The sequence below is a fragment of the Lacinutrix chionoecetis genome (assembly GCF_053604665.1).
In genome coordinates this window covers 154,883-175,016 of the sequence record NZ_JBSHNQ010000087.1, presented here as the reverse complement: position 1 = coordinate 175,016, position 20,134 = coordinate 154,883, and the positions used below count along the sequence as shown (strand labels likewise).

Annotated in this window: 20 protein-coding genes; all 20 read right to left on the bottom strand. The window is 31.1% G+C overall.

The window, feature by feature from the left end:
* Nucleotides 1–4 precede the first annotated feature (4 nt).
* The 20 genes from ACVC43_RS15650 to rfbC all read right to left on the bottom strand — a co-directional run bounded on the left by ACVC43_RS15650 (nt 5) and on the right by rfbC (nt 20,123).
* A complete protein-coding gene (locus ACVC43_RS15650; protein ID WP_452225483.1) occupies nt 5–1,096 on the bottom strand; it encodes an MraY family glycosyltransferase in 1,092 nt (363 codons plus the stop codon).
* Nucleotides 1,097–1,152: 56 nt separating this feature from the next.
* Nucleotides 1,153–2,247: a glycosyltransferase gene (locus ACVC43_RS15645; protein WP_452225482.1), complete on the bottom strand. Its 1,095-nt coding sequence runs from the start codon at nt 2,245–2,247 to the stop codon at nt 1,153–1,155.
* 4 nt (nt 2,248–2,251) lie between these two features.
* Nucleotides 2,252–3,514, bottom strand: coding sequence for an O-antigen polymerase (locus tag ACVC43_RS15640; protein WP_452225481.1), 1,263 nt, complete (start codon nt 3,512–3,514; stop codon nt 2,252–2,254).
* Between the two features lie 25 nt (nt 3,515–3,539).
* Complete coding sequence (locus tag ACVC43_RS15635; protein WP_452225480.1) at nt 3,540–4,721, bottom strand: O-antigen ligase family protein; 1,182 nt, start codon at nt 4,719–4,721, stop codon at nt 3,540–3,542.
* Nucleotides 4,722–4,768: 47 nt separating this feature from the next.
* Nucleotides 4,769–6,013: a lipopolysaccharide biosynthesis protein gene (locus ACVC43_RS15630; protein ID WP_452225479.1), complete on the bottom strand. Its 1,245-nt coding sequence runs from the start codon at nt 6,011–6,013 to the stop codon at nt 4,769–4,771.
* 1 nt (nt 6,014) lies between these two features.
* Nucleotides 6,015–7,100, bottom strand: a complete 1,086-nt coding sequence (locus tag ACVC43_RS15625) for a hypothetical protein (RefSeq protein ID WP_452225478.1) — start codon at nt 7,098–7,100, stop codon at nt 6,015–6,017.
* On the bottom strand, nt 7,072–8,025 hold the full coding sequence (locus tag ACVC43_RS15620; protein ID WP_452225477.1) for a hypothetical protein: 954 nt from the start codon (nt 8,023–8,025) through the stop codon (nt 7,072–7,074). Before ACVC43_RS15620 ends, ACVC43_RS15625 begins: the two co-directional genes overlap by 29 nt.
* A gap of 58 nt (nt 8,026–8,083) precedes the next feature.
* Nucleotides 8,084–8,815, bottom strand: a complete 732-nt coding sequence (locus ACVC43_RS15615) for an acyltransferase (protein ID WP_452225476.1) — start codon at nt 8,813–8,815, stop codon at nt 8,084–8,086.
* A gap of 24 nt (nt 8,816–8,839) precedes the next feature.
* A complete protein-coding gene (locus ACVC43_RS15610; RefSeq protein ID WP_452225475.1) occupies nt 8,840–10,156 on the bottom strand; it encodes an O-antigen polymerase in 1,317 nt (438 codons plus the stop codon).
* A 1-nt stretch (nt 10,157) separates the two neighbouring features.
* The gene (locus tag ACVC43_RS15605) at nt 10,158–11,465 is read right to left on the bottom strand and encodes a capsular polysaccharide export protein, LipB/KpsS family (RefSeq protein ID WP_452225474.1); all 1,308 of its coding nucleotides are present in this window, start codon (nt 11,463–11,465) and stop codon (nt 10,158–10,160) included.
* Between the two features lie 19 nt (nt 11,466–11,484).
* Complete coding sequence (gene pseI / locus ACVC43_RS15600; protein WP_452225473.1) at nt 11,485–12,501, bottom strand: pseudaminic acid synthase; 1,017 nt, start codon at nt 12,499–12,501, stop codon at nt 11,485–11,487.
* Complete coding sequence (locus ACVC43_RS15595; RefSeq protein WP_452225472.1) at nt 12,501–12,923, bottom strand: MaoC family dehydratase; 423 nt, start codon at nt 12,921–12,923, stop codon at nt 12,501–12,503. The genes pseI and ACVC43_RS15595 overlap by 1 nt, the downstream gene beginning before the upstream one ends.
* Nucleotides 12,898–13,452, bottom strand: a complete 555-nt coding sequence (gene pseH / locus ACVC43_RS15590) for a UDP-4-amino-4,6-dideoxy-N-acetyl-beta-L-altrosamine N-acetyltransferase (RefSeq protein WP_452225471.1) — start codon at nt 13,450–13,452, stop codon at nt 12,898–12,900. The genes ACVC43_RS15595 and pseH overlap by 26 nt, the downstream gene beginning before the upstream one ends.
* Nucleotides 13,449–14,465 (bottom strand): UDP-2,4-diacetamido-2,4,6-trideoxy-beta-L-altropyranose hydrolase, encoded by a 1,017-nt coding sequence (gene pseG, locus ACVC43_RS15585; protein WP_452225470.1) that lies wholly within the window; start codon nt 14,463–14,465, stop codon nt 13,449–13,451. The genes pseH and pseG overlap by 4 nt, the downstream gene beginning before the upstream one ends.
* Entirely contained in the window at nt 14,443–15,147 is a 705-nt protein-coding gene (pseF, locus tag ACVC43_RS15580) for a pseudaminic acid cytidylyltransferase (protein WP_452225469.1), read from the bottom strand. The genes pseG and pseF overlap by 23 nt, the downstream gene beginning before the upstream one ends.
* Complete coding sequence (pseC, locus tag ACVC43_RS15575; protein WP_452225468.1) at nt 15,140–16,291, bottom strand: UDP-4-amino-4,6-dideoxy-N-acetyl-beta-L-altrosamine transaminase; 1,152 nt, start codon at nt 16,289–16,291, stop codon at nt 15,140–15,142. Before pseC ends, pseF begins: the two co-directional genes overlap by 8 nt.
* On the bottom strand, nt 16,291–17,310 hold the full coding sequence (pseB, locus tag ACVC43_RS15570; RefSeq protein ID WP_452225467.1) for a UDP-N-acetylglucosamine 4,6-dehydratase (inverting): 1,020 nt from the start codon (nt 17,308–17,310) through the stop codon (nt 16,291–16,293). The genes pseC and pseB overlap by 1 nt, the downstream gene beginning before the upstream one ends.
* Before the next feature lie 131 nt (nt 17,311–17,441).
* Nucleotides 17,442–18,710 carry a nucleotide sugar dehydrogenase gene (locus tag ACVC43_RS15565; RefSeq protein ID WP_452225466.1) on the bottom strand — a complete coding sequence of 423 codons (1,269 nt, stop codon included), beginning with the start codon at nt 18,708–18,710 and terminating at the stop codon, nt 17,442–17,444.
* 16 nt (nt 18,711–18,726) lie between these two features.
* Entirely contained in the window at nt 18,727–19,578 is an 852-nt protein-coding gene (gene rfbD / locus ACVC43_RS15560) for a dTDP-4-dehydrorhamnose reductase (RefSeq protein ID WP_452225465.1), read from the bottom strand.
* Nucleotides 19,575–20,123 (bottom strand): dTDP-4-dehydrorhamnose 3,5-epimerase, encoded by a 549-nt coding sequence (gene rfbC / locus ACVC43_RS15555; RefSeq protein WP_452225464.1) that lies wholly within the window; start codon nt 20,121–20,123, stop codon nt 19,575–19,577. Before rfbC ends, rfbD begins: the two co-directional genes overlap by 4 nt.
* Nucleotides 20,124–20,134: the final 11 nt, after the last annotated feature.

Sequence of the window (20,134 nt, the reverse complement as noted above, 5' to 3'; positions counted from 1 at the left end):
TCATCTAGTCTTTATCTGTGTCTTTATCTAAATTTTCCTTGTCCAATTTCATAAATTTAAAATTTAGTTTATATAAAATAAACAAAAGAATAAACGCAAAAACTACAATAAAGGAAATAAGAAAATATTGTCTTGAAGTACTCGATAGATAAATAAACAGTACTACAAATAACAAATTAGATATTGTAAGTATTATGGACGTTTTTAAATGGCTAAACCCTAAATTAAGTAAAACATGGTGCAAATGATTTCTATCGGCAGAAAACGGGCTTTTTTTGTTTAAAAGTCTTATTACGAAAACACGAGTAGTATCGAACAACGGTAGTACCAAGATTGCTAAAGCTACTAACGGTATGTTTTCAATTAGCAATGGAAAGTCTGAAGCCACAATTAAGTTTTTAACGCTTAACAGTTTTAAAGTAAAGACACCTAAAACAAATCCAATAAGTAATGAACCTGTGTCTCCCATAAATATTTTTTGTGTTTTAGATAAGTTGAATCTTAAAAAAGCGATGAGTATTGCAATAGTAATAATAGACAAATACACATAAAAATCCATTTTTAAATAGTAAAAAATAACCAAATAGACTGATGCTATTACAATCCCGATTCCGGCAGCTAAACCGTCGACACCGTCGATCATGTTATAGGAGTTTACAATTAAAATCATTAAAAAACCACTAATAAAAAGCGACACCAAATAAGGTATTTCGTGGAATCCTAAAAATCCATTTAAGGAATTTATAAGAAAAGATTGATTGGCAAGAATAAAACTAACAGCAACAAGCTGTGCGATTAGTTTAGATAACGGAGATAATACTACTAAATCGTCTTTTAAACCAAAAATAAATAAAACTGTTAGACCAGGTATTAAATTATAAACAATCTTATAACTATCATAATCCTTTAAAAAAAACATAGAAAACATGAGCGTAAAGTAAAACGCAATACCTCCCAATGTTGGTGTTGTGTTAACATGCGAGCTTCTGTTGTTTGGGGCGTCAAGCAAATCTTTATACTTTACAACACTTATTATTTTGGGTATTGTAAAGTAGGTTAAAAAAAAGGCGCCTAAGAAAAGTATTATAGCTGTCAAATCCAGTACAAGTGATATTTGGGCAAATTTAAGAAAATTTTATGATTAAAGGCTTCTTACACTTTACTGTTTACAAATATCTCGAATTCTTTTTCAAACCTTTCTTTAGAAAAACGCAATGCATTTTCTCTAACCAAATTGTAATCGAAAGTTAATTTTTCGAAAGCTTTTACAGCTTCAATTATATGTTCATGGTCTTGCTCGTAGAAAAAGAGTCCAGTTTCTTTATTTAAAATAGTTTCTGCGCAACCACCTTTTCCTAAACATATTACGGGTGTTCCACATGCCTGAGCTTCTACTGGAGCAATACCAAAATCTTCTTCTGCAGCAAAAACGAAAGCTTTTGCTTTTTGTAAATATCCAACTAATTCGTGATATTCTACATGACCAAGCAACTCTATATTAGGTGTTGCGAAAGACTTAATTTGTTTCATTTCTGGTCCGTCTCCTAAAATGATTAATTTTTTGTCTTTCATTTTAGAAAAAGCCTGTGCTATCACTTTTATCTTTTTGTGAGGCACCATTCTTGATGCGGTTAGGTAATAGTCCTCTTTTTTAGTTTCTAAAGTAAACGTGTTAATATCTACTGGTGGATATATTACATGTGCATCGCGATTGTACGTTTTCTTAATTCTTTTGGCAATATGATTGGAGTTGGCAACAAAATGGTCTACTCTGTTTAACGATGCGATATCCCAAAGTCTTAATTTATGAAGTACATATTTTACATACATGCCTTTTAAACCTTTGTTTAAGCCCACATCTTTTAAATAAGAATGGTACATATCCCATGCATAGCGCATAGGGGAATGGCAATAGCAAATGTGTGTTTGGTTTTGATGGGTTAAAACACCTTTAGAGACAAAGCCTGAGGAAGATACTATTAAATCGTATTGAGACAGATCGAATTGTTCTATAGCATGCGGAAAAAACTGTAGAAATTTTCTGTGGTTAGATTTTGCAGTTGGTAAATTTTGAATATAACTGGTTTGCGCTTTCTTTCCGTTCAAAATAAATGCACGGTCCTCATCATTTAAAAAATCTATTAACGCAAAGTGGTCAAAGTCGTCCCAAATATTGTTTATTGAATGAATTACCTTTTCTGCACCACCATTAACGTAATACCAATCTTGTACAAGAGCCTTTTTCATTCTGTTAAGTAATATTTTTTCTTGCGTTTATGCGTTCTATTATTAATATAAGTAAACCTAAAATTGTTAAATAAGCAAATAAGTATAATTGGCTACCCGAAAGCAAATTAAAAATTGGCATAACCAAATTAACAGATAGCAGGTACACCCAAAATGCTTTAAATACAGGATGTTTTTTAGATTGCAAATATATACTTTTTTGAAGTGCTCCAAAAAGGAAAATCACGATTAAACTATACCAACCAAAATCTATAAATAAAGAGCCAAAAAAGGTAACATACACATAACCTCTTGGGTGGAATTTATTTCTATTCATATTAACCGCTGTAAAACCTAAACGATTAGTAAGTTTAAAAACAGGGTTAAAAGTATAGAGTCCTCCGGCTCTTGTTAAATCTTTATTTATAATGTGATCTAATTCGTAAAAGCCATGAACAAAGTACTGCCCTGTATGTATAAGTAAGAGCTGTATTTTTGTATTTACACTATTAGGGTTTTTATAAAAATAATCCATTTTATTTTTATCGATTTTTACAAAATCGTTATATCTGGATTCTGTGATAGAAATAAGCGCTTTATTGTCTTGACCTTCCATCCTTTTGTTTAATATGAAATAAGAAAACAAACCAAGGATTATTAATGTTATTAATGTTATTAATATCGATTTATAAGTTGTTATTCTTTTTAGGTTATAAGCTATAAGAACCGCAATTACGATTAGTATAAAAAGATGAAAGTAGGGTTTTCTGGTACCAAAAATAAACACCTCTAATCCAGACATACACAATATAAACAGAGCTAATAACCAATACTTAATGTTTTTGCTTTTTAAAACAATGAGTAAAATTAATGGTACGGTATTTAATACCCTTAAGGTGGCAAAAGATTTTAGCCAGAGTGGTGCTTTAATTGCACTTTCTAAACTTAGTTGTTTGTTAATTTGGTAAGTGTTAGAAAACGATAAGTTTCTATAGAAAAACAACTCGAAATACCTACACAACAAACCAATAAATGCAAAGATTATTAATAGTAGAAAATACTTTTTCAGTTTAATTGACTTGCTTTTTGCAATATATGTAGTGCTGTTACCAAAAGAGTAGAATCCAGCAAATAAAGCAACTACAGATAGTGCAATAAAGGTAATGGTTTTGGTGCTAATTCCATTAGTAGAAATTGGTAATAAAAAAAATGTTAAAGCCCATATTATAAAACCTAAAAAAACACTAGCTATAAACGAGATACTATTTAGGTTCTTTAATTTAAGCATTTGTACAATTACTACTTTAAATTTATTAATTTATAATGTCCTGTTCTTTTCCCTTTTCGATAGCGTAGAAAAGAGACAGAAAAAAAGCGGTAAACATTATACCATGCTGTCTGTTAATGTACGATTCTGTTATACAAACTATAGATACAAAAAGTGCTATATAAAACAAATGTCGCTTATTTTTTACCGAAGTCTTAATAATATAAAAAATAAATATTAAAAATATTACGCCTCCCAATATTCCTGTTTTTGTAAACTCTTCTAAATATTGATTGTGGCAGTTATAATTAGCCTTTATTCCTGCTTTAAAACCAATGTCGTTATATTTATCTAACAATGCATCTCGGTTATCTCCTGTGCCTACTCCAAAAATATTTTCTTTAAAAATGTTAAAGCTGCAGTAATTGATTAATACTCTATATTCCAGAGAGTTTCGTGTTAGTGTAATCTGGTTTTTGGTTAATATGGTTTTAAAATCGAAATCTAAGGTTTTATAAGAGATGTCTATTTTTTTTCTAAGTGGAGGAACTTGGTATGCCGTTAAACCTATAGCGAAAAATAATACTACTGTTAACGCTATTTTTTTAATTAATGCAACCGATTTAAATTCTTTAAAAAACTCAATTAAAAGAAAGAGTATTAAAACTAATAAGCAGATTCTGGCGCTTAACAATAATATGCAAAACCCAAAAAACAGCAATAAAAAATAGTTGATACCAAATTTAAAATGAGCTTTCTTTAAATTAAAATAAGTAATTAAAACGGCTAAAAACAAAAAAGCTGAATAATAAAAAGGACTAATATCTAAAACCTCAAATGCTTTATTTTCAAAAGACATTAGTGTTTTATGCATATAGAATTGGTAACAAAGCAATACAAATAAAACGGAAAACATATACCATTTATAAAAGGCCAACAACTGCTTGTAATTGGCTTTTTTCTCTGTTAGCATGGTAAGTGGTAACGCAATAAACGGCAAAAATGTTTGTACCGTTTTTAAGCCTCGAGACATATTGTTAGTGTACAGCAAACCTATTAACTGAACAATTACAATTAATAAGAATAACAAAAAGAGTTTGTTGTTTTTAAGTACTTTAAATTTACGCTTAAAATTCTCTTTATAATCTAAAAAAAAGAAGACGCCTAAAACTATAGCGCTAACAGAATTTAGCCCATAACTTACAGGTAGCGTTACAACAAAAAGCATAAGCAACACAGTATAAGTAGTTGCTCTTTTTGTTTTAAATATTAAGTTTAATATTGAATACAAATAATAGAGATAATAAAAATTAATAAACCAAAAGCAGATGTTTTTACTAGCTTAATTTTTTTGGTTTTATATAATACTAACAGCTGGATTACATTTGCTAAAACTATTAATATATATAATGCATAAACGGCATCAAAAAAATTAAGGCTGTTTTTAAAACTTACAGCAAATATTAAAAAACAAGATAGCAAGATAATAAACCCTATGTTCATTTTTGTTGCAATACCCTCTCTATAAATTATATTCTCGTTGTTGGCGAGCATTATCCAGAAAAACATTTGAAAACAAAGTACTAAATAAACATCTTTGTATTCGGTAAAAGACGCAAACAGCTTAAAAAATGAGCGCCCAAAATAAGGTACAGCAAAATACGTAATTACAATACCAACACTTATAAGTACTAAAAAAGCCGCAAAATAGATGTCTAACTTATGCACATTAAATGTATAGATTTTTTTAAAATAAATAATATTTAAAATTTGATGTGCAATAATAACAAAAGATGCCATCCTGAAATAAAAACTAAAAATTGCAATAAGTTCTTTGTCGTTAAAAAGGTATTCTATTAATAATCTACCAGAATTTGCTATTAATAAAATTAGCAATCCCGACACCATAACGCTTATTCCATACTTAATTAATTTTCTATGTTTTTTAAGGTCTACCTTTACCGTATTTTTTAGTTTTAAAAGGGTAATAACCGCGTAACATATGGCATAAATTGCAGAAAAGAACACGATGTAGGTTATCGAGTTGTTATTAAATATTATTATTGCAATGTAAGCTGTAATTAATACGATATAGAATAACGAATCTATAATTACTGCTTTAACTATATTCTCGTTGGACTTTTCTTTTATAGAGTAATTGACTTGGTTTGCTAAGGTATAAGCAAATAACACTGCTAAAAGATATTCAACCTTATTAACAAATAAAACTATACCAATAAGACAAAGCAAACTTGTAATGAGCAAATAGGCGAAGTGCACATTAAAGCCACTAAAAACAGTTTTAAAGCCTCTTTTTAATTTAAAATAGGGATACGCGTTAGGCACGCCCAGATTAAGCACTGCTGCTGCTAAAAATGCAATATTCATAGCATACTCTATACTACCATAATCTACTTCGGTAAGCGAATTTGACAACAACAAAGGCGCAAAAAAAACAGTTGCTTTTGAGAATACAAAAGCAACCAAAAAAAACAGTTTATTTTTTAAAAATTGTTTCAATTTATTTTTTTAAATCTCTAACCACTACATTGGTTGTTTCTTCTGCAAATAGTGGCAGTTTTTTATCGCCTCCTGTAAGTGTAATACTTTCTATGGTGGTTGGTTGTGCGGTGTTGCCCTCGTCTAACCAAACCGAATAGGTTCCTTTTGAGTTTGCTGTATTTATTGTAACATTTCCAATTGATGTATTGTTACATTTGTTAAGCCATAAGCCTGTTACGTTATCTGTTTGGCCTTTTGCAGAATCGTCTAAATCGTTCATTCCTTTATAACTACCAACTCCAAATTTATCTATAGTTATTTTTTGAATGTTATGGTTGTTTCCTGTTAAATAAACACCATGCCTATCAGAAGAAATAATTTTTAAATGATCGATAGTTAAACTCTCTGGATTATTATTCCACCCATGCACTTGTAAAGCAGCCCTATTTAGTTTGAAACTGTCTCCATCTGAGCCTAAGCCATCAATTATTAAATTCTTAAAATAAATAAATTTACTGCCTCCATAAATGTCGCAACCCATACTATTTAATTTAGCGATGTTTTTTTCTGGGTTAGAAACAACATTTACCGTTTCGAATTCGATATCTTGACATTTTCTCATAAAAACTTTATAGTAAGTTGTTATGTTTCCGGTAATTTTAATGTCTTTAGACTCGTTACCCTCTGCGTCCTCTATAAAGTACAATGGACCGCCAAATTCTGCACCATCAGATTCTATGGTAATGTCTTGTATGCCTTTAAAGTAAAGTCCAAATTTGTAATAGCCCTTTGGGAAAAATAATTTAATATTCTCTTTTTGCGCTAATTCTAATATGGATTGTGTTGTTGGTTTTTTGGTGTAAGGGTGTGTTGGGTCTCCACCTTCGTTTACAATACCATAGCGTCTTACATCTCCAACCGGAAAACCGTCGTTTATTACATATTTAAGTTCTTCAGAATTAACTTTATCTACAGTTTCTTGAGTATTAACATTTTCTTCTCCATTTTCTTTTTTATTTTCGTCCTTACAAGAGCTAAAAAACAGCGCCATGACAGCCACTATTATAAATTGATATTTAATTGATGATTTCACCTGAATATTCATAAGTTAGTATTTTGTTATTGTGTTTTACTTTATTAATTTTTATGGGATATTTTTTGTCTCCCATATCGAAGAAAATATCTAAGTATTCATTTTCTGATTTAGCTTTATTTATTTCTAAATAATTTATTTGAGTATTATAACATTCGTTAAACCAAATGCCTATAAAGTTCTTCTCATTATAATGTGTTTTGCCTTGCATTGCAGACATATTAACGCCATTTCCTATACCATAATTGTTTACTATAAGCGTGTCTATTTTGTGATTAAAACCCATAATATATGCTCCGTGTCTTTTTGAAGATTCAATAATAGCCTTTTTAATGTGAATATTTTTAGGATAGTTAGGAAAACCGTCTACAGCTAACGCTGCATGATTATTTTTTTCTTCATCACCCAAGTCTTCAATTTTTAAATAGTTAATTGACAGATTAGTTGTATTTGTGTAAATATGGCAACCTCTTGATTCTTTTCTATCTTCGTGTATGTTTTTATTTGATTTTATTATTAGAGTATCTACTTTAATATTGTCACTTTCGTAAACACCGAATCTATCATAAGTTATTAATTTTCCTTTTAAATTTATATTACTTGATTTATCCCCATTTTCATTGGTTATATGAATCACATTTGTAAAAGAGGCATTATCGAAATAGATTTCTATATTTTTTCTTGAATTTATATTGAAACCTCCTTTGTAAGTTCCTTCAGGAAAAAATAATTCTACACCTTTTTCTGCCACATCTAATGCTTCTTGTAAAAATTTTAAATCGAAGTCTTGATTAGGTGTTACGCCATATCTTCTTACATCTCCAACTTTAAAGTCCTTGTTAACTACATATTTGTTTTCAAATTCTAACACTTCGTTACTTAGCTTTTTTTCTCTATTAGTATCAGTATCACAGCCTGTAAAACATAATAGGCACATAAGCGAATAGGCGAATAGGCGAATAGGCGAATAGGCGAGTTAAATATTATCGTTTTTTTCATTTTTTATAAACTATTTCTCTTAGCCCTTCAATTTCTACCTTCTCAAGGTTAGCCATAACATCTTTAATATTTTTATCAAGAAAACGTAATTTTTGTCCAACGTACATTCCTGGTTCTATTAAGTCTTTAGATATTGTAGAATTACTACCTACCGTTATGGCGTTATTAACTGTAACTCCTGCATTTACTATGCATTGAGAGCCAATGTAAACATTATTACCTAATTTAACACTTCCATCTACTCTTATTCTATCTGGACCTTCTTGTGCATGTATGTATCCATGTGTCCATATTTGTGAACCAGCTCCAGCTAAAATAGAGTTTTCACCAAAATCGATAGTGTTCGTTAAATCAAGATAGTGTCTTGCAGTAATTTTAGTTAATTCTCCTAAACGTAATTCAGATTTCCCGTAAGTAACCCCTAAAGAAGCTCTTACTACAGTGTTTAAATTTCCTAAAGCAGCTTTTTTATCGAAATTTAAAGACAAAGGTCCTTTAATAATGTTGAGTTTGCCAATATAAGCTTCTTTTTGAAAAATTATTTCGTCTATTTTTATAAAATTTAAGTGCCCTATTTTGCAATTTTGCCCTAAATTAAGCTTATTAACGTAAATAAATGAAAACCCAATTTTACAGCTCCAATCTATTTTATGTCCTAAAAGCCTTAAACATAAAACAGCGATTTTACTAGGTAATAAACAAGATATAAATGTTAACGTTTTTTTCATTTCAAAATATAACAAGTTTATTCATTATTTAAAAACTCTAATAAACAGCCTTTTATTATTAATAGTTGCAAAATAAAGCTTAGAGGTTAATGCTGTGAATACCATAGCAAAAATCACGAAAGCAATTATTATATACAAACCTTGAGCGCTAATAATGAAATTAATTACTGGCATAAAGAAATTAATAATCAAAAAATAAAATAATAATGGCAAATATTGACTCTTTCCAGTTAAAGTTTTATTGTACACAAACTTCTGTATCCATCCAAACATAAACATAAACACAAAAGACAACCAGCCAAAATCCATATAAATTGGTCCAAAGAAAGTGGTATAAATTCCTGTTCTTGGAGGGCTTGTTTGTATTTTTTGTAAATCTATATTTGTGCCTAAAGTAATATTTAAAAATTTGGCAAAGGTGTTGAATGTGAAAGCGCCATAATGGTGTTCGCCTTCGTATTCGTTATATAAATAATTAAACTCATAAGCACCGTGAAGATAGTATTGTAAAAAATTTATACCACCCAGTTTTAATGCTTGAGTTATACTGTTTTCATCGTTAATAATATTTTCTTTTAGGCCTTCTGTAGGCTCAATAGTAAAATTGTAATTAGCAACACTTAGTATATGTTTAACCGATCTTTTATCAGATTTTGTAAAATCGTTTGTTCTGTCTATAAAGAGATTAACTGAATAAATAGCAAGAAAGAATAAAATGCTTGCCGCTAGTACTGCTTTACCAAGTGATATTTTTATAACCTTAAAGTAAGTTATAACCATAACAAAAAGTATGATTAAAATAAACAAGCCAGATCGCGATCCTAGTACTAAAAATTCGAGCGCAGCCGAGAAAAACAGAAGCATACAAAATATAAGCAAATACTTATTTTTTACTTTCAATTGATAGCAAATAAATAACGGAATAAAGCTAAAAGGATTGGTAATCGCTGAAAAAATACTTAAAATAGAAGGTCCTGTTTCTGATAATAGTATTCTGTTTTCAGACATAGAATTGCTAAAAGACGTCTGCCTAAGTACAAACTTATCGAATAGTTTCAAAAAAAGTCCAAACAAGGCAATCGCAATAGTAACATACAATATTTTATACAGAATATTTTTTTGATTCTCTGTAAGATTAACACTATCTGTTGGTGTTTTTGTTTTGGTTAATCGATAACCCAAATACATTGCAAAATAGCATGAAATAATATAAAATATTGGTATAAATGAAAATTGGTATTTAACGTTTAAGGGTGTTAATAAGTAGAATAATAACCATAGTAGAAACCCATTACGCATGGTTTTCATTGGACTATTTTTAACTAAAAAATTAGTATTCATTCTACTTTGATTCTAATACGGTTAAGAAAGCTTTCTCAACATTTTCTATATTACTACTCCCCACACAGTTAGCATCGCAATACGGATCGGAAATTATACCTTTAAAACTTGTGCTATTTAACGCATTAATAAAATTTGCTTTTTCGTTATCTTTTAAGGTGATAAATGTACTGCTTTTTACTTTAGAAATAACACTATCCAAATCCTTTAGGTTAGGCAAATACAAACAATTAGCTGCTTTATTATTAAGTGTTTTTACCATAGTCACTACGGGTTTGTTACTTAAAATACATTCTATAGCAATAGTGCCTGTTACTGTAACCACTAAATCTATATCCTTAAGTACATCGTCCATTTTTGTACTATGCGCTAAACAAATTATGTTTTGGTGATGTTTAACGACATCTAATAATCCAGCACTTAATTCGTATTTAGATTTTGGATTGGGTTTTACCACTAATGTTACATCTTCTGGGATGGCGTTAGCCAAAGCATTTATAAGTTCGCTTTGGTTTCTGTAAGCGCGTCCCCAAACATCTATATTTGCTTCGGGTTGCATTTGTAAAGGGTAAAGTAGTAGAAATTGTGTTTTAGACAATTTAGTCATAGCCTGTTCATCCCACATTTTTATATTTCTGCGCTTTACTTGTTCTATACTAAATTTTGTTATTGGGTGAGGCGTATTAAAGCTTTCGCCTTCTACAAAACCTTTTACCAACTTAATTTTGTCTGCAATCTTAGCTTTTTTAGAAATGCTAAGCGCTTTCATGTAATCTGGCTTCGCTGTTCTATTAACAATGCTATCTACAACTTGTAATGCAATATTGGTTTCTAAAACCTCTCCACTACCTTTAAAGGGTTCTAAAGTATCGTATTTATAAAACGAAAAACGTCCTAATGGATAGCGACATGTTGAAGGGTTTAAATAGAGTATGTCTTTCTTTTTACACAAATTAATTGTTAAAAGCTCATGAAACGCTGTAGACTCACCAAATACAAAATCTGGTTTAACAGTGTTTAAAATTTGTTCTATTTTATTATTGTAATAATAAAAATACGATTGATCTCTTTTCTTAAAATGATTTTGCTGTCTGTCGCTTTCTATAATTAGAGCGATATCTTTATCTGGTGTATAGTCTTTATAAACTCTTTTAGGATAAGTAATCTTATGGTTGGTAAACTTCTTTTTAGGTAAAAAGTTTTTATTTTGAATTAAAAAGTGGATATCGAACCCTTTTTTTGCTAACTCTAATGCAATGGCTTCAAAAAAATAAGTTTTATACCTATTTTCTACAAATAATAATGTCATAAGATTTAGTAAAGAACGGTTAATTAATTAATTCCATTGCTAAAGGCGTACCTTTTATGGCATCTTTAGCAAATGCTTTTCCTAAAATATCATGGTAATGCTTTGGGTGTAAACCATAACCAGGCCTAATAGAACGCACATTTTCTGGTGTAATAATTTCTCCTGCTTTTATGTCTTCTACTATAAATAAAGACCGTGAAAACTCACGACTTTTTAATTTTTTCTCGGTTAATTCGTAATCTACCTTACCAAGCATCTTTTCTGCGTTTCTTACTGCTTTTACCATTTCTGTAAAGGCTGCTTCATCTAAAGAAAAATGTGCATCTGGACCACCAACTTCTTTATTTAAAATAAAGTGTTTTTCTATTACTGTTCCACCAACACAAACAGAAACTACTGGCGCTTCTATGCCTAAAGTATGATCAGACAAACCAGATTTTACATTAAAACGCTTTATTATATCTGGAATGGTTAATAAATTAGAATCTGCAGGATCTGCAGGATAAGCCGATGTGCATTTTAAAATGGTAATATCGTGATTACCTGCATTTTTACAGGTCTCTATCGCTAATTCTATGTCTTCTATCGAGGCAATTCCGGTTGAAATTATAATAGGTTTATTTTTCTTAGCCACATATTCTATTAAAGGAATATCTGTGATTTCGAAAGAGGCTATTTTATAAATTGGGCAGTTTAATTCTTCCAGAAAATCGACAGCTGTAAAGTCGAAAGGAGAGGAGAAACAAATTAAGCCTTCCTCTTTTGCCACATTAAATAACTCTTCGTGCCATTCCCATGGTAAATAGGCGTCTTTGTATAGATCGTATAAATATTGACCATCCCAAAACGTACCTTGTGTAATTTTAAAATGCTCCTGTTTACCGTCTGTAGTAATCGTGTCTGCTGTGTAGGTTTGTAATTTAATGGCATCTGCGCCTGCACGTTTTGCTGCGCGAATGGTTTCTTTTGCTATCTCTATGCTTCCGCCATGATTTGCAGATAACTCTGCTATAATAAAGGTCTTATTATTAGTCATTATAAATAGCTTTTATTTTGTATTAAAGCTTCTCCCGACACTGTTATTTCATTTTCAGAATTAAAAATTTCTGTTTTTACTAATGCTCTATGTTTAACGGTGTCCAGTTCTAAAACCGAAAACTTAGCGGTGTAATTTACCTCAACAAACATTGGTCTTAAAAATTTTAAGTCCTGTTTTAAATAAATTGTGCCTTCACCAGGAAAATCTGTAGCAAATACTTTAGAAAAAATACTTGAGCCTAAATAGCCATGTATTATTCTTTTCTTAAAAATGGTTTTACTTGCGTAATCCTCGTCTAAATGTAGCGGATTTCTATCTCCTGAAATCTCGGCGAAATCGTTAACATTTTTTTGGGTGTACGAAAAAGATTCTGATGTGTAGGTAGTTCCTACTTTAATTTTTTCTGTAAACTTTGCCATGCATTTTTTCTTTTACAATATTCCACTCTGATGCTAAAAGCGCTAAGCCAACAGCATCTTTAAAACTTCCGTCTTTATAGCAATGCTCTCGATAATAGGCTTCACGTCTAAATCCGAATTTTTCGTGCATTTTAATTACTTTATCATTAAAAGTAAATACTTCGCACCTCAATTTATTTAAATTTAAATGCTCGAAAACATATTCTAAAACATTGTATTCTACTTTACCACCTATTCCTGCACCTCTTACCGAAGTGTCTCCTAAGTAAAACGCCCAATAGCAACTACTAAGATTTTTATTAATACCTGTTAAGCTTGCAAGCCCTAACTGTTTACCATTATATTCAATAACCCAATATTGAGACGTGTCGTCTTGTTGAATTTTTTTAAACCAATGTTGTTGTTGTTCGGCAGTAATTTTATCTTCAGAATACATGTAAGAAGCTACTTCTGGAGAGTTTCTCCAGCTTCTTATTAATTCTATATCTTTTTCTTTAACTTCTACTAGTTTAATATCGTTTGCTCTCATTTTGCAACGTTGTTTATTATTTTAAGATGCCTTATGCTTTGTAAGCCGTCTATGGTATCTTCCTGTTTTTTTATTAAGGTATTAATGTTACAAGATTTTATAAACTTCTCAATATCATTTTTAATGTTTATATCGTCTTTATTTATCATATTTCCGTTACCTCCAACTATTCCCTGATCCTTAAAGGCCTGATAAGCTTTTTTCTGGTTTTCAACAAAGTAACCAGAATACACTGGCATTTTAACACATAGAATTTCAAATAATATGGTGCTTGTTGGAACTACCGCAAAATTACAATTTTTCATGAGTTCAATAAGCTTTTCTGCTGAAAGGTTTTTATGGATTTCTACAATATCTTTATTATTTGCTTTTAAATTAACTATCTCATTGTGCTTATAAGCTGCTCCTACAATAACATGTATTTTTTTAAAAATATTTAAGCCTAACAATGCCTGAGTATACTTAAAGCAAAGATTATGTGTGTCTGCACCTCCAAAACAAACAAATGCCGAATCGATTTTAGAAATCGTTCTTCCTGCTTTTGCTTCCTTTAAAAATTGTGGTCTTAAAAGTGCATAATTAGTTCCTAAAGCGAATTTTGTATAATTTTCTGAAGAAAAGTCGTTTTCTTGAATGTGTGCAGAATGATTTATTACTACATCGGCATACATATGCTCTGTGGCTAAATCGTCTATATAAATGAGCTTGTATTGATTAATTTTAATGGCTTTTTGATAGGCTGAAGTAAATTGATAACCATCTGCAATAATCATGTAATCATTGCTTGGGAAATTGGTGTTTAACCACTGTGGCTCTTGGCTAAGAGTAATGTGCTTTGGAATTGTAACTAAGTTATACGCCTTAGGAATAATTTCTAAGTTTGACGTTTCTGATGTTAAAAACGTAAATTCGTAATGGAATTTCACCGTTTCTACCAAACTAAACAAACGATACAGATGTCCTAATCCTGTTGTTGCGTTACCATCGGCTCTAAAAAGTATTTTTTTCTTCATTTAAGATTAACTTGTACTTTATTTCGGCTAACTTCCAGTCGGTTTCTGTATCTATATCTTGTGCTTCTAATTCTGAAATAACGATAGCGCCAGCGTTTGTAGTTAATAATTTACCTTCCTTTTTAAAACTCGCATTGGTAATCCAGTAAAATTGTCCAGAATCGTGATATCTTGGTTCTAAGTCTTGAGAGCGTGTGTTTAAATGCTGTGGCGCCACCATGCTCACTTTATTGTGTTCTATTTGTAATGCACGTTGTATAGGAAAAGAAAATTCTAACACTGGAAAAACACTATCTAATTGGTAAGTGGTTAAAGTGTTGTATGCTTCTTTAATTTTTTTAGCATTAACAAATGGCGCTGTAGGCAAAATACAGCATATGTTATCGAAGGTTATATTTTCTGTGGCATAATTAACCGTCACTTCTTTTACCACATCTGCCAGAACAGCAAAATCATTTGCGTTGTCTTTACTTCTTAAAAACGGGACTTTTGCACCATATTTAATTGCAATGTCTGCAATTTCCTTATCGTCTGTAGAGACCATAACCTCATCAAAAAGTTTGCTATTTAAAGCTGCTTCAATGGAGTATGCAATAATTGGTTTTCCTAAAAAAGGTTTTATGTTTTTTCTAGGAATGCGTTTGCTTCCTCCTCTAGCTGGTATGATTGCTAAATTAGCCATTAGTAAATTCTAACACCTTTTCTATTACAAAAGCTTGTTCCTCATTGGTTAAACTTGGATACATAGGTAAACTTATACATTTACTATAATAGTCTTCTGCGTTACTTAAATTGGCTTTATTATAACCAATATCTTTATAATATGGCAATGTGTGAACAGGAATGTAATGTATTTGAGCGTAAATGTTTTCTGTTCGTAAAAAGTTGTATAATCCTTTACGGTCTTCTACTTCAATAATAAATAAATGATGAGCGTTATACGTCTTTTCTGGTAAATTTTGGTATTTTAATTTCCCATCAAACGCTTTTTTATAATTATTAGCTATTTCATTTCTTCTTTTTACACCAGCATCATTTTTAGCCAATTGGGTAATCCCTAAAGCAGATTGTATGTCTGTTAACCTGTAATTAAACCCTAATTCTTGCATCTCATAAAACCATGGACCATGGTTTTCGCTCATGTTATCTTTTGTAATACCATGAGTTCTTAATAATGATAATTTTTTATAGAGATTTTCTGAGTTTGTGGTAAGCATGCCGCCTTCTCCACATGCTATATGTTTTACTGGGTGAAAAGAAAACACACTTATATCTGCATAATTACCATTACCACATTTTTGTTTGTTTTCTTTAGCGTCTGTAAAATAGCCTCCTGGCGCATGGCAGGCATCTTCTATAATCCAAAGGTTATGTTTATTGGCTAAATCCCTAAATGCTTCAAGATCTACTGGTAGCCCAGCAAAATCTACAGGTATAATGCCTTTAAAAAAACCTTTAGGTTTACTTTCTATAAGTTGTCTTGTAGACTCTAAGGATAATAAATACGTATCTCTATCTATATCTGCAAACCATACTTCTCCTTCTGCATATCTAACGCAATTTGCCGATGCTGCAAAAGTTATTGGGGTTGTAATAACACGTTCTCCTTCTTTTAAGTCTAATGCTAAAACAGATAAATGTAATCCAGCTGTTGCATTGTTTACTGCCACAGCATATTTTGCGCCTGCATATTTAGCAAAAGCGGTTTCAAATTCTGCAACTTTTGGACCTTGTGTTAAAAAATCTGAAGTTAGAGCATTAATTACCGCATCAATATCGTCTTGCTGTATGTGTTGCTTACCGTATGGAATACTTTTATAACTCATTATACTTCGAATGAAGAATCTACGTGTTCCTTAATTAGCTTTCTTAGGCTATCTACCGTTTCCCAATCTTCATTATCACCAGAATTGTAGCTAAAACCTTGTTTAACTTTTTTAGCGTTAAACGTGTTTTTAAATTCTTCTAAATCCCAAGAATGCGTGGCAGGAATTATAGTGTAATATTTACCTAAATCGTAAGTATAAAAGGAATCTGATGCTGTTATCATTTCTTCATGTACTTTTTCTCCTGGTCTTATGCCTACAATGGGTTTATCGCAATTTGGACCAATAGCTTCGGCTACATCTGTAATTTTATAAGATGGGATTTTAGGTACAAATAATTCGCCTCCCCAAGCATGTTCTAATGCATGCATAACCATATCTACACCACCTTGTAGTGAAATATTGAAACGCGTCATATTAGGGTCGGTTATTGGTAAACTGTTTTCTTCTTTCTTTTTGTTAATGAAAAAAGGAATTACAGAACCATTAGATCCCATTACATTACCATATCGCACAACAGAAAAACGAATATTATTCTCGCCCTTAATATTGTTAGCTGCAATAAATAACTTATCTGAGGTTAATTTTGTAGCGCCATATAAATTTATTGGAGCACAAGCTTTATCTGTAGATAATGCCACTACGCGTGTAACATTTGTTTTAAAACAAGCATCAACCACATTTTCTGCACCTCCAATATTTGTTTTAATACACTCATCTGGATTATACTCCGCAATGTGAACGTGTTTCATTGCTGCAGCATGAATTACGTAATCCACTCTTTGTAAAGCACGTTCTAATCGTTCCCTGTCTCTAACATCGCCAATAAAATAACGTATTTGAGGATATTCTTTATCTGAATATTCCTGAGCCATTTGAAACTGTTTTTGCTCATCACGAGAAAAAATAATCAACCTACGAACTTCAGGATACTTATTTAAAATATGGGTGGTTAGTGCTTTTCCTAAAGAACCTGTTCCTCCAGTAATTAAAATTGATTTTCCTTTTAAATCTAACATGTGCTTTGTTTAGTGAAAGTTATAATTCGATTATAATGAATTACAACATTTTTTTTATGGGATGCAAATTTACTAATTAATTTTGTTTTGGTAAACATCCTTGAACAATTGAAAGTATTTAATTTTAGCGACTAAAGCCTTTTATCTATGTCTTTTATCGATAATGTGCCTTTAACATCGTAAATAATTCCTTTTTGCGCCTTAATTTTAGTGAAAGTTAAACTTTTAAATTTATCGTGAGCTACCACATGGATAATTACATCGTAAGTTTTTGTTAAGGTATCGATCAACTCGAAATTGTAGGTCGCTTTCACCTCTTCTTTTGAAGCCCATGGATCGTAAACATCTACATTAATATGAAATGATCTTAATGCGTTATAAACATCTATTGCTTTGGTATTTCTTATATCTGGACAATTTTCTTTAAAGGTAATACCAAGCATTAAGATTTTAGCATTTTTTATTTCTATTTCTTTCTGGGCCATTAATTTTAAAACCTCAGTAGCTACAAACTCTCCCATAGAATCGTTTATGCGTCTACCTGCGAGAATAATTTCTGGATGGTAACCAACTTCTTGAGCTTTCTGTGCTAAATAATAAGGATCTACACCTATACAATGCCCACCAACCAAACCTGGCTTAAATGGTAAAAAATTCCATTTTGTGCCTGCTGCCTCTAACACGTCATGCGTGTCAATATCTAGTTTATTAAAAATTTTTGCAAGTTCGTTTACAAATGCAATGTTAATATCGCGTTGTGCGTTTTCAATTACTTTTGCTGCTTCTGCCACCTTTATAGAGGTTGCTAGATGCGTTCCTGCAGTAATAATGGAAGCGTATAAATTATTAACAACGTTACCTATTTCTGGAGTAGACCCAGAGGTAACTTTTTTAATTTTTGTAATGGTATGCTTTTTATCTCCAGGATTAATACGCTCTGGAGAATAACCACAATAAAAATGCGTATTAAACTTTAGATTACTCTCTAATTCTAAAACTGGAACACAAATATCTTCCGTTGCTCCAGGATACACTGTAGATTCGTAAATAACAATATCATCCTGTTTTAAAAATTTACCTACAGTTTTAGAAGCATTTATTAAAGGTGTGAATATGGGTCTTTTGTTTCCGTCTACTGGTGTTGGTACTGTAACAATATATGTATTCGCTTCAAGAAGATCTTCTGGGTTAGATGTTAGTGTTAATCCGTTTTTTTTAAGAGCTAATACTTTTAATAAAGCACCAGATTCTACTTCCAGTGTTTCGTCTACACCTTTTATTAAAGACTTTACTCGTTTTTTATTTATATCGAAACCAATTACTCGATATTTTTTTGCAAACTCAACAGCTAATGGCAACCCAACGTAACCTAATCCTATTATTGCAATTTTATGTGTCATAATCGTACTTAATTCGCTAAAGTAATGCTTTTAAGCATCGTTCTAAACTTTCTTGCCAATAAGGTATTTTAATATTAAAGGATGTTATAAACTTAGTTTTGTCTAAAACACTGTAATATGGCCTTCTTGCTTTAGTTGGATAAGCTGTTGTAGGTATGGCATCTACCTCTATAAGCGTATTGCTTTTATCAAAAATAGTTTTAGCAAAATCATACCAGCTTGCGACACCTAAGTTACTGTAATGATATAAGCCGTATTGATCATTATTATTAGTAATAATTTGTAAAATAGCCTTTGCCAAATCCATTGCGTAGGTTGGTGTGGCAATTTGATCGTCCACTACTCCAAGACTTTTTTTAGTTTTAGCTAAGTTGAGCATGATTTTTACAAAGTTATGGCCATATTGAGAGTAAAGCCAAGAGGTTCTAATAATAAAATATTTAGTTAATAGTGCCTCAATAACTTGTTCTCCGTCTCGTTTGGTTTGCCCATAAATTGAAATTGGATTTGCGGAATCCTCTTCATTGTAAGGTCTGTTCTTTTCGCCATTAAACACAAAATCTGTAGAAATATGAATGAGTACAATATTGTTTTTTAAACAGGTTTCGGCCAAATATTTAACTCCTAAATGATTAATTAAGTTGGCGTTTTCTGTGTCTTCTTCTGCATTATCTACAGCTGTGTAAGCTGCACAGTTAATACAAAAATCGTAATCGTCTTTTACCAGAGACGCTATGTCTTCCTTAGAAGTTATGTTTAATGAAGCACTATCGTAAAAAGAAAACTCTAATTCAAATTGAGGTGCTAATTCCTGTAAGCATTGTCCTAATTGTCCACTTGCGCCTGTGACTAAAACTTTCAATTTCATGGTAAACTGGCATTTTTAAAGGTTGGAAGTTCAATATCCTTTTCCGAAACTATAAGTTCGCTTTCTAATAATTGCCAATCGATATTTAAATCTGGATCATTGTAGATGACACCTTCTTCTGAATGTTTATTGTAATAATTGTCACATTTATAAGAAAAAATAGCGGTATCGCTTAAAACAACAAATCCATGTGCAAAACCTCTTGGCACGAATAGTTGCTTTTTGTTAGTTCCTGAAAGCTCTATTGAAAAATGTTCTCCAAAAGTCTTGGAGTCTTTCCTTAAATCAACGACCACATCTAGTATTTTACCTTGTACAGCCCTAACTAATTTTGCTTGAGCATGCGGTCCAGTTTGGTAATGTAAACCTCGTAAAACACCTCTGGTAGAATAGGACTCATTGTCTTGAACAAAAACAGTTTTTGTTTTAGTGAGTTCCTGAAATTTTAAATTATTAAAACTTTCAAAAAAATAGCCTCTTTTATCGTTAAATATATTCGGCTCGATTATAAAACAGCCTTTTAAGTTGGTTTCAAAAACGTTCATTTAAGTTTTTT